6 protein-coding genes are annotated in these 4248 nt (G+C 44.7%); all 6 read right to left on the bottom strand.

Features of this window, described 5'->3' with window-relative positions; genetic code table 11:
* Positions 1-361, bottom strand: a 361-nt coding sequence (locus tag LGZ98_RS23000) for a MaoC/PaaZ C-terminal domain-containing protein (protein WP_262978658.1), incomplete at its 3' end; no start/stop codon positions are given.
* Positions 358-1623 (bottom strand): beta-ketoacyl-[acyl-carrier-protein] synthase family protein, encoded by a 1266-nt coding sequence (locus LGZ98_RS22995; protein ID WP_262978657.1) that lies wholly within the window; start codon positions 1621-1623, stop codon positions 358-360. The genes LGZ98_RS23000 and LGZ98_RS22995, both read right to left, overlap by 4 nt.
* 118 nt (positions 1624-1741) lie before the next feature.
* The gene (locus LGZ98_RS22990; RefSeq protein ID WP_262978656.1) at positions 1742-1930 is read right to left on the bottom strand and encodes a hypothetical protein; all 189 of its coding nucleotides are present in this window, start codon (positions 1928-1930) and stop codon (positions 1742-1744) included.
* A gap of 26 nt (positions 1931-1956) precedes the next feature.
* Positions 1957-3147, bottom strand: coding sequence for a cysteine desulfurase family protein (locus LGZ98_RS22985; RefSeq protein WP_113042862.1), 1191 nt, complete (start codon positions 3145-3147; stop codon positions 1957-1959).
* A complete protein-coding gene (locus tag LGZ98_RS22980; RefSeq protein WP_113042863.1) occupies positions 3144-3500 on the bottom strand; it encodes an iron-sulfur cluster assembly scaffold protein in 357 nt (118 codons plus the stop codon). Before LGZ98_RS22980 ends, LGZ98_RS22985 begins: the two co-directional genes overlap by 4 nt.
* A gap of 16 nt (positions 3501-3516) precedes the next feature.
* A partial coding sequence (locus tag LGZ98_RS22975) for a LuxE/PaaK family acyltransferase (protein ID WP_449301286.1) occupies positions 3517-4248 on the bottom strand: 732 nt, incomplete at its 5' end.

Genomic DNA, 4248 nt, shown 5'->3' with positions numbered 1-4248 from the left:
TTTTTTGTGAAAAATCGAAACAACTATAGTGACCAACTAGAGGTTTCAGGTTGGTTGTTTCGTCTTGCAGATTAAAGGTCGTTTTCCCATTTCGGTCAGTGTGCTTAGTTTTGACGCAATAGCAGGCATCCAGAGGTACGGGATTGCGTAAATTAACGTGCCACTGTCTGCCCATTTCCCCATTTGGTTGTGACAGGTAATCATATCCGCTTTTGAGCGGGATCATTGCCAGCATGCCGTGTACTGCAATACCACCCAACCCGACTTCTCTAGCGATTTTCTCATCAAAATGGATAGGATTGTAGTCGCCAGAGAATTTAGCCCATTGACTGAGATCTTCTTTACGAAATTGAACGTTCATCTGTCGGCTTTCCTGAAAATAAGTGCACAGTTTGTGCCACCAAATCCGTAGTTAACATTTAAAGCAGTGTCAACAATTTGGTGAGTTCGGTGGATATTGGGGACATAATCCAGATCGCATAGCGGATCAGGATTATTCAAGTGCATCGTTGCGGGAATCGTTGCTGTCTCTATCGCTTTGAGACAGAAAATGGATTCAATTGCTCCGGCTCCGGCAATAAGATGGCCTGTATAGGATTTTGTACTGGAAATAGGGATACGATAAGCGTGCTCGCCCAGGCTTATTTTTAGAACATCGGTTTCGTTAATGTCGTTTAATGGGGTTGATGTCCCATGAGCATTAATATAGTGAATATCTGAGGTGGAGAGCTTGGCCTGTTCCAGCGCCATCTGAATCGCCATGACCCGTCCTTTGCAATCTGGTGCCGGGGCTGTCATATCTGACGCATCAGAGTTATTGCCATAGCCAATCACTTCCGCCAGTATTTTTGCTCCCCTGGCAACAGCGCTGTCATAGTCTTCAAGGCATAATATTGCGGCACCCTCCGACATAACAAAACCACTACGATCTTTACTGAATGGGCAGCAGGCATTTGCGACAGATTCCTGTTCTTTACTCAATGCTCCAAGAATGTCGATACTCCAGACAATGAATGGATCTCTGATGCTTTCACCGCCCCCTGCTAGCATCATTTTAGTGCGTCCACTGCGGATAAGTTCAAACGCATCACCTATCGCCATACTGCCAGTTGCACAAGCTGCAACCGGGGTATTTTGATATCCTCGTAAATTCCAGTTCATTGAAATTGCCGCTGTCCCTACGCTGTGCATAGACATAATATTGGTCATAGGTGAAGCAATGCCTTGATCAGCATAGGAATGGCTGTTTTCAACGGTTGCATCTTCTCCACCCCAACCAGTGCCAAAAATGACGCCGCGTTCAAAAGGAGAATAATTTTCGTCAAGAGCGGCTTTATCGTGACCAAATGCCATCTTGATTGCTTCATCCGCAGCAATCAGCCCAAGTTTGCTGAATTTGGGCAGGTTCTTTAATAACTTTTTGGAAAACCGAGAGACATCAGGAGAAAAAGGGATATTGCCGAAAAACTTTGCTACGACAGAAGCGTCTGGGTGGTCCTCCTTTTTGTAGCCTACACGGTAGCTTAGAATTGCATCCCAAATTTCTTGGGTATTTTGCCCAAGCGAACAGATAGAACCATAGCCTGTGACGGCAACGCGGTGATAGCCTGTTTGAATATTCATGAAACATTATCTCCAAAATTTATTTCCTGGTGACATGCTTTATTTTTAATACAACCAAATAATAGGATTGGCAGATAAAAGCATCATAAAAATGAATGTTAGCTGCATTGTGATATCGTCATAGACAGCTATACCCGTCGTCTTTCAAGTTGCCTCTTTGTTGGCTGCACTCACTCAGTTGGCTGCACTCACTCACCCCGGTCACATCGTTATCTATGCTCCTGGGGATTCGCTCCCTTGCCGTCGCGATGCATCTTGAAATCCATAGGGTATAGGTACCAATTAATAAATGCGTTATTCCTGCCACCCCGTTTTTTAAATATCGTTTTGCTATTATTCCTGGGTGATTAAAGATTTCCCTGAAATTTTAAGTAAGTTATATGTTTCTTGTTTGATAGCGCTAGCCAATATCTCAATATCATCTTGGCTTGTGGTATATCCGAAACTGATGCGTACCGCACTATCAATACGATCATCGGGGAGCCTCATAGCAGCCAGAACATGAGAACGTTGTGTTGATTTGTTATTGCTACAGGCTGATCCTAAGGATAAAGAGATGCCGTAACGTAAATCTAGCCTGCTGGCTAGCGATTCAGCACGAATACCAGGGAAACTTAAATTGAGAGTCCAAGGTGCCTGAAACGCTGGATTGGTATTACCATTAATCAGGTAGTTAACATGATATTGATCTAACAGAGATAGCAAGGTTGTTCTGAGCGTTTTGTAAGTATTGAAGCGTCCTTGCAAGCCGTTCAGTGATTCTTTAGCTGCTGCCGCTAGTCCAGCAAGTCCTAAGGTGTTCTCAGTGCCGCTGCGTACTCCTTGTTCTTGCCCTCCACCATGTAGCAAGGGATTTAATTGAATACTTGGTGCATGGTAGAGCCCGCCAATACCTTTCGGGCCGTTAAACTTATGGCCGGAGAAAGATACGGTCGTTACGCCGGAAAGTGTGTCACAGCTAAAAGGAAGCTTACCAATAGCCTGTACTGCATCGATATGTAGATAAACACCGGCCTCTTTTGCTAAAGAAGCGACCGCTTCATAGGGCTGGATCACGCCGGTTTCGTTGTTAATCGCCATCAATGTGATCAGACGTGTTTGTGGCCGTAGGTTTTCCTGGATACTTTGTACACTGATTCGCCCTTGATTATCGGGATTGATCAGCGTTAGCTGGAGCCCGCGTTGCTGATACCAGAGTAACGGTGCCAGAACAGACGGATGCTCAATGGAAGAGCTAATAACATGATGAGCAGACAGATCCGAACCGGAAAGTGTTGCTAACAAGCTGGATAAGGCTTGGTTATTACTTTCGGTTCCCCCTGATGTAAATAGGATTTGCTCTGGGACTGTGCCCATCAATGCAGCCATCGATCTTCTAGCGTCAGTGAGCAACTTTTTCGCCATGCCGCTTAAGCTGTAGTGGCTAGACGGATTAGCAAAAATAGACATTGCGTCTTTAATCGCCAACTGAGCTTTAACACTTAGCGGTGTTGTGGCGTTGTAGTCGAAATATAGACTTGTCATATTTTTCCCTTTAGCTGCTCAAATAGCTTATGCAGCATATCAAGGCAGTGTTGCTGTGCGGGTTCTAACTCGCCTAATAATGCATCTATTCCCTCAGGCGATAATGCATTCAATTCTTCGAGAGTCTTACCTTTAGCATGACGACAAAATTGGTTAGACATTGCCAGGGAGGCGGTACATCCCCATGCACGAAAACAGGCATTATTTACCCGGCCTTGGTTATTCAGTGTCAGGTCGATATCAACCTTGTCACCGCATACAGGGTTACCTAATGCCAGTTTAATGGTGGGGGCGGATAACGTCCCTTGGCAGTCAGGATTGCAAAAGTTGTCAATAATGATGTTGTTAAACATAATTCCACCTTGCTATTTATACAGCGGGTGTAGCTGAAGTACCTTCATCGTCTGACATTTTTCTCTCAAGGTTGACTGCACAGCAACCAAACTCTTTAGCAGCAGCGGTACGCATAACAAACTGAACTCGCTGAGAATTACGCCAGGATTTATTAGGATCGGTACGCAAGTAGACCAAATCTTCTGTCAGTAACATGCCGGGAGTGGAAACAGAGAGTGGATCTAGGATCACTAATTGCCCGGTTTCACCCTCAGGTAGCTCACGTGTTAAATCATTAGGATCACGGACGGAGAAATGAATATAAGGCGGAACATGCTTATGGTTATATTCATCTTCGATGGCAAGAACGTTTGCTTCAACCAGACCATACATATCACGTATCCGGGAAACTGGAATGCCCATCCATTCTTCGATATCTGCATTTAATTCGCCGCGGGAGATCATATCCCCGGTAAAACGTTTCCAGCCGCCCATGGTGATTACCATGCTATCGCGATCTAAAGTGAGCTTGGTATTATTCTCTTTTAGGAACGTGATAAAACGATGGATCATGAATGGAGGGCCAATTAAATGACGAGTGAACTTACCTTTCCACTGGATTAATTGATTCAGTGCATCTTCTGGAGAAAAACGGTCCTGATTAATCATATAGCGTCGGGTATCTAACAGACCTGTCAGGAAATTAAAAATTTTGACCAGTGCCATTTCTGGAATATCTTCTGTTGACGGGCATAAGCATAGGCCGGC

Source organism: Photorhabdus kayaii, assembly GCF_025384895.1.
GTDB lineage: Bacteria > Pseudomonadota > Gammaproteobacteria > Enterobacterales > Enterobacteriaceae > Photorhabdus > Photorhabdus kayaii.
Note: the sequence above shows the minus strand (reverse complement) of the source record. Positions and strands in the feature narration are given on the sequence as shown.